This is a genomic window from Hyphomicrobiales bacterium, from assembly GCA_016710435.1.
In the GTDB taxonomy this organism is placed as follows: domain Bacteria; phylum Pseudomonadota; class Alphaproteobacteria; order Rhizobiales; family Aestuariivirgaceae; genus Aestuariivirga.
The window spans coordinates 1-4,899 of sequence record JADJVV010000039.1 but is presented as its reverse complement, the minus strand read 5'-3'; the positions used below and the strand labels follow the sequence as shown (position 1 = coordinate 4,899).

Here is a 4,899-nt window from a genome sequence, read left to right as displayed (position 1 = left end):
TGGCATTTGGGACGTATCGACGGGTCAATACCTCAAGATACAGCGGTCCGTGCTGGTTGGCGCAACGATCACCGGCACTGGCACGATTGCCACTGGCGGATTCACTCTAACTGTACCGGCGACGGGGGCGGCTGCGCTGCTGAGCGCAACAAACCTGTTTACTGGGCCGAACAACATTTCGCCAACCGGCACGACCGAGAAGGCCTTGGCGCTTGGCGCGCCCGCATCGACATCGGTCGCTGTCCTGTCGGCTTCTTACGCCGGCCAGGAGCGGATGAAACTGGAGGTTTTGTCGAATGTGAGTCAGCTAACGATGTCGCCATTCGACAACGGGACGCTGGCCGGCGGGCGCATATTGGCCGACCGAAACACAAACGCATCGACGCCGGCGGCGGGCACGATTGGCATGCGCGACAAGGGCGGGCAAACATACTGGATTTGGCCGGATGATTCCGGCGTGCTGCGCATCGATGTCAATCTACCGGTAAACGCTAACGATACCGCGGGGACTGTCATCGGCGCACAGACATCAAGCCTCGACAGCAAGGATGTCGCAGGCGACCCGCTGCCGATTGACGACGTGCTGGCAGCGGTGCGGGCCGGCGCGGAAGCGGTGCGGCGGTTCACCTACAAGAGCGGCGCATACAACGGTGAGGAGTTCAGCGGCGTGGTCGTGGACTATGCGCCGCGCTACGGCATGGACCGCGACGCGGAACATCCGGCCGGGAAGTCGCTATCGGTTATCACGGTCATCGGCGACCTGCTGATGGCGGTGTCGAATCTGGCGGAACGGGTAGCGGCGCTTGAAGCAGCGCAGAGCGGCGCATAAACGGTAGATAAACGTGCGCCGATTACAATTGTTCGTGGGCGGACCTTGTGACCTTAGACCCTCAAAACGATTCGACACTATTCAGGTTGGTAGCGCATCTGAGTTTGTTTGCGCTACTGACAGTTGGCATGTCCACTTTGTGGCTTGTGCGAGGTCAATACGTTAGAGTGACCCATGTGCCGTTGGCGGTTTCGGCGCTTGGCTCTGTTCGCTTTGTGGCTGCTGATGTTGGCCCTCTCGATTCGTGACCTGAACTGGCTTACGAGAGAGATGCTTATCTGGCCGTTGACGGTTGCGGAACTTGGCGCCGCAAGCCTGGGGTGGGCGTGGTGGGCGATAGCGGTCAAAAGGACGTTCCGCATCGAGCACCGGAACGGGAACGAGGTCGCGGCGACTTGATTGTCACCCCAGTTACGGTGTGCCATCCGCCGCTGTCCCGATTGACCGAACGTGAAACCCAGGCGCTCATCTTCATCACGGCGGGACTGTCACTGGCTGAGGTTGGCGCTGCGATGGGACTGTCAATGCCTACCGTCAAAACCTATTCGGCGACGATACTGGACGTGTTCGGCGTCGGCAACAGTCGCAACGTCACGGCGCTGGCGCTGCTGTCGGGGACCGTGACGGCTGACCAGGTTGTGGATGTGTGGCGAGCGTGGCGGCCTTGGCTTGTGAAATAAAAAGACCGGTTGGAGCCGGTCTTGGGTGGAGTGTATGCGGTTGTGGGTGGGGGCTATTTGGCGTCGTACACTTCCGCCATCGCGGCATGCGGGCGATGTCGCCTGAAATCTGGTACATCGCATCCTGGTTGCCTGCCTGTTCCGCCGCGACATATTCGGCGTACAGGCGAGGGTACGCCTGAAAGATTGTCTTTCCGTGTGGGGTGCGGCGAACCCGCTCTTGCAATTCCGCACTGATCTGGACATCGTACTGATGCTCTGTCATCTTCTCATTCCTTCCCGGCATCTGCCTGCCGGGTGGCGATTCAGTAGCTATTTGCTCTGGCGCTCGATCACGTCATTGCGCCACGCATCAAAGGCAATTTCGAATCCCTTGGGATCATCCTTCGCCGGCGCTTTCCAGTCATACTCCACGACGAAAGCAACCGCATCTTCGCGCCCCGTTGCGCCAGTCAACCCTGCGTCGTAATCCCACGGGGCCAAGTCGCCAGTCGCCTTATAATCCCATTGCAAAATGCGATCTATGGCGACTTCCATCAGTACATCATTTTGGTGCAGCATCTGATTTTTCTCCTGAATTAGGACACGTACCGCGTTGCTGATATTCGAATCAATCCGCTTGAGCAGAGCCACATCCGCGTCGCTCAGAGTGATCGTTACCGGATGGACACCGCCTGGGGCGGTAGGCTTGCGCCCGCCGCCCGCCTTGCGTGGTAGTTTGCGCCAGTCATCTGTCATAAAGCCACCGCCGCACACATCAAATCGGACACGATAACTGCGACCTGCTTCTCGCTCAGCTTGAAGGCGTTGTCGCCGAAGCGGTCAACCTTCGCAACCAAGTCGGAGAAAATCGACTGGCTAATCATGCTGGGCTGATAGAAGTACACTTCGGCGTTGACTTCGGCATTCGCAATCTGGCGGGCAGTTGCGACGATCATCAGTTGCTTGGCTGCGCTGTCGGCGCCATTGATTGTCTTGGTCATCCAGGCGGCATTGCGGCTGCTCATTGCCTTCTCTACCAGTTCGTATCCCTTGCTGCCATTTGCGAAAGTCTTCATTGTCAGTTCCCTTCGTTATCTTCCCTGTTGCCTTATGTATCTATTGTATCATACGGAATAGATAATGTCAACAGGTGAAACGAAGTTGCGCAACAACTAGACTCCCATCCACTTTCCCAGCCGTGCCACAAACGACGGATGTCGCACGCCGACTCCCCAGGCTTGCGGCATCGCACCGGCCTTGTGGCGCCGATTGATGCGGCGGGATGTCAGCGGGATGTCTGAGCGGATGAGCAGATACTCTGCCCATTGCGCTTGTCTGGCGGGGACTAAGAACGTTCGGTCGCCGTTGCGCAGGATACCACGCCCGTATTGCGGCACGCCGTAGCTGCGAAGGATGCGTTCCACCTGGGCGCCGGTGGCGACTCGAAACGTGAAGCGGTGCAATCTACCGTGGCGGATGTAACCGGAGAGGGTGTCAAGCAGGCGGAGGATGTCTATCACGCTGTCACCTCTGCGGCGATGTCGGTGCCAAGACGGTCGCCGGATGGCAAGCGCACATCGGCGGCGAATGTGGCAAAAGCGGCACGACCGGCTTCGGTTGACAGGTCGATAGCGGATGGGGAACCGGGCCACTTGTGCCACAATTCGTGAGCATACCCACGGGCAATATCGACTCCGCCATCGGCAAAATCACGGCGCATCTCGGCCTGCGTGCCGGCTGGATGGGCGTCTCGCCAGAACCAGACTGCGCTCTGCAAGTCGGTCGGACTGTCGTCAACCGGCATCGTTTCGGCGTTCGGTTCAGGCGCAAAATCAGCGTTCGTTCGGCGTTCGGTAGGCGTTCGGTATCTGGTGACACCCCCTCTCCCCCGTTCGGTGACGTGACCGAACGAACGCCGATCAGCCGTGCGCTCTGCGCCGGCATTGCCGACAGAATCTCGCCCAGTCGGGGCGCAACGTGCCATGCGTCAAAGACCCTGCGACCCATGACGAATTGACCGGTTGACAGCGTATCAGCATCGAAGGCCTTGACCCTGCTACCGCCATAATCGGCCATCCTGTATGTCAGCGTTGGCGAGATGTTGTCACGAATCGTCGGCGACCATCGGGACTTATCCTGGTCACACAGCGCCAGGTGAATGCCCCACTTGCGACCGACTCGCACAATATCTTCCAACACGACCGATGCTGATTCCCGCGCCGCACCTCGCAGCCGTGACATCAGTTGACCGAATTCGTCAATCAGCAGCATGACCTGGCGGGGCGCATCGGGAAGGTCCGCAACCCGTGGCACGCCGGCGGCGGAGCACAACCGCTTGCGCTCTTCCATGATTGCCGACAGCGCCGCCAGTTGGTCAGGGAACACGTCTGCAGACGTATCGTGCCATTCCGTTTTGGCGGAGAAGGGGCGCAAGTCGGCGCCGCCGATGGGGTCGAGAATGATGACGTGCCAACGTGTCGCAGCCGGCCCAGTGCGAGCGGCGGTTATCAGGTGCATGATGCTGCTCTCGGTTTTGCCGGAACCGGACGCGCCGATAACGCCGATGTGCGGGGTTGAATCTGGCATCCAAATAGCAAGCTCGCCCGATTCCCGATTCTGGCCCAGGATCCATTTCTTGTGCGTCGTCTGCGTCAATGCGGTTTCAAGACTGAGCGGCGGGGACAGTTTCGGCTGCGGCGCATCGGCGACAGGACCGGTCAACTGTTTCTGCGGTCGGTCGTATGCGCCGGCTGCTAGTCTCGCTTCTGGCGCGCTCATCTTGCCCAGGCTGCCGACGTTCACGAATGGCAATGATAGCGTTGCGTCCCCTGGCCAGCGGGCACGGATGCGGTTCGTTGTCTCCTGGTGCTGAGCGTAGGCGAATTGCTCCGCTGTAACTGGCGGTACATAGATGGCGTCATGGATAACTGCCCACGGCGCGGCGTTCAGGTTGTGATCGTAGACTGCCTTCGGTGACGGGCGCCCGGTCACGAAGTTGGCGATGCGGGCGGTAAGCGGGAGCAGTTGGTATTCTCGCAGCGGCCATGCACCGTCCCGCATCCGGTTGCGCTCATGCGCCTGTCTGGCGATGAACCAGAATGCGACCACGGCGATAACCGCAATGATGACGGCTCCGCATGTGCGCAGGCTGAGCAGCGCAAATTCACCGGCAATGGCAACACCGGCGGGGATGGTATCCCAGATAGCGGCCATGAAACCGACTGTAACGACGGTGACGGCGATTAGAAAGGCGCTGCCGATTGTCCGCATCCGCTATCTCCCAGGTGCAATCTCGCTAGGGTCAATGCCCACGGCGACGGCGACGGCTATCATTGCGGTGTTGAACCCCTCGTCGTAGTCCGTCCCCATGCTGTAAGCGGCGGACGCGCGGCGGTTGACTACCACGAT

6 protein-coding genes are annotated in these 4,899 nt (G+C 59.8%); 2 read left to right on the top strand and 4 right to left on the bottom strand.

What is annotated here, in order from left to right:
- Positions 1 to 49: 49 nt before the first annotated feature.
- Both IPM06_20925 and IPM06_20920 read left to right on the top strand, forming a co-directional pair.
- Positions 50 to 829 carry a hypothetical protein gene (locus IPM06_20925; GenBank protein MBK8772874.1) on the top strand — a complete coding sequence of 260 codons (780 nt, stop codon included), beginning with the start codon at positions 50 to 52 and terminating at the stop codon, positions 827 to 829.
- A gap of 440 nt (positions 830 to 1,269) precedes the next feature.
- Positions 1,270 to 1,509, top strand: coding sequence for a hypothetical protein (locus tag IPM06_20920; protein ID MBK8772873.1), 240 nt, complete (start codon positions 1,270 to 1,272; stop codon positions 1,507 to 1,509).
- A 312-nt stretch (positions 1,510 to 1,821) separates the two neighbouring features.
- Here IPM06_20920 and IPM06_20915 read toward each other — a convergent pair whose 3' ends face one another.
- The 4 genes from IPM06_20915 to IPM06_20900 all read right to left on the bottom strand — a co-directional run bounded on the left by IPM06_20915 (position 1,822) and on the right by IPM06_20900 (position 4,761).
- Positions 1,822 to 2,247, bottom strand: coding sequence for a hypothetical protein (locus IPM06_20915; protein MBK8772872.1), 426 nt, complete (start codon positions 2,245 to 2,247; stop codon positions 1,822 to 1,824).
- Positions 2,244 to 2,567 carry a hypothetical protein gene (locus IPM06_20910; protein MBK8772871.1) on the bottom strand — a complete coding sequence of 108 codons (324 nt, stop codon included), beginning with the start codon at positions 2,565 to 2,567 and terminating at the stop codon, positions 2,244 to 2,246. Before IPM06_20910 ends, IPM06_20915 begins: the two co-directional genes overlap by 4 nt.
- A gap of 96 nt (positions 2,568 to 2,663) precedes the next feature.
- Positions 2,664 to 3,011: a hypothetical protein gene (locus IPM06_20905; protein ID MBK8772870.1), complete on the bottom strand. Its 348-nt coding sequence runs from the start codon at positions 3,009 to 3,011 to the stop codon at positions 2,664 to 2,666.
- Positions 3,012 to 3,015: 4 nt separating this feature from the next.
- Positions 3,016 to 4,761 carry a hypothetical protein gene (locus IPM06_20900; protein ID MBK8772869.1) on the bottom strand — a complete coding sequence of 582 codons (1,746 nt, stop codon included), beginning with the start codon at positions 4,759 to 4,761 and terminating at the stop codon, positions 3,016 to 3,018.
- Positions 4,762 to 4,899 lie beyond the last annotated feature (138 nt).

Excerpts from the sequence above, each read along its gene's own strand:
- IPM06_20915 (MBK8772872.1), bottom strand. The coding sequence starts at position 2,247 with ATGACAGATGACTGGCGCAAACTACCACGCAAGGCGGGCGGCGGGCGC.
- IPM06_20910 (MBK8772871.1), bottom strand. The coding sequence starts at position 2,567 with ATGAAGACTTTCGCAAATGGCAGCAAGGGATACGAACTGGTAGAGAAG.
- IPM06_20900 (MBK8772869.1), bottom strand. The coding sequence starts at position 4,761 with ATGCGGACAATCGGCAGCGCCTTTCTAATCGCCGTCACCGTCGTTACA.